This window comes from Pseudoalteromonas sp. S1612 (assembly GCF_005887175.1).
GTDB lineage: Bacteria > Pseudomonadota > Gammaproteobacteria > Enterobacterales > Alteromonadaceae > Pseudoalteromonas > Pseudoalteromonas undina.
The window spans coordinates 1-230 of record NZ_PNDH01000192.1; the positions used below are offsets into that span (position 1 = coordinate 1).

The window sequence follows — 230 nt, forward strand, 5'->3', positions numbered from 1 at the left end:
TTAAAACCGATGATAGCCACTTTGCAAAAACCCGCCTGTTAAGCCTTGAAAACACCATAGGTGGTAAAGTACTCGGTATTGATTATTTACTCAAAGCACGAGAATTTGTTAACCAACATAACTTAGCACTGCATTTAGATGGAGCTCGCGCTTTTAATGCCGCTGCCGAGCTTAACGTTGATATTAAAGAAATAACCCATCATTTTGACTCCGTATCTAGTTGCTTATCA

The 230-nt window shown here is 39.1% G+C and carries 1 protein-coding gene; it reads left to right on the forward strand.

Features of this window, described 5'->3' with window-relative positions; all coding sequences use genetic code 11:
- A partial coding sequence (locus CWB78_RS18655) for a beta-eliminating lyase-related protein (protein WP_249930489.1) occupies positions 1–230 on the forward strand: 230 nt, incomplete at both ends.